The organism is Siccirubricoccus soli, from assembly GCF_024178315.1.
Lineage (GTDB): Bacteria > Pseudomonadota > Alphaproteobacteria > Acetobacterales > Acetobacteraceae > Siccirubricoccus > Siccirubricoccus soli.
Genome location: NZ_JAMZIK010000274.1, coordinates 1 through 340, shown reverse-complemented (window position 1 = coordinate 340; position 340 = coordinate 1). Strand labels below are relative to the sequence as shown.

1 rRNA gene is annotated in these 340 nt (G+C 61.8%); it reads right to left on the bottom strand.

Features of this window, described 5'->3' with window-relative positions:
- Window positions 1–340 (bottom strand): 23S ribosomal RNA (locus tag NJ376_RS28195); the annotation flags it as partial.

The following is a 340-nucleotide window of genomic DNA, read 5'->3' as shown; positions in this document are numbered from 1 at the left end:
CTCCCCGTCGATGTGGACTCTTGGGGGAGATCAGCCTGTTATCCCTAGAGTACCTTTTATCCGTTGAGCGATGGCCCTTCCACGCGGGACCACCGGATCACTAAGGCCGACTTTCGTCTCTGTTCGCGCTGTCGCGCTCACAGTCAGGCGGGCTTATGCCTTTGCACTCAACAGCCGATGTCCGACCGGCCTGAGCCCACCATCGCGCGCCTCCGTTACCATTTGGGAGGCGACCGCCCCAGTCAAACTGCCCGCCACGCAGGGTCCTGGCCCGGGCTAACCGGGCTCAGTTAGACGCCAGAAAGGCGCAGGGTGGTATTTCAAGGTTGGCTCCACCAAG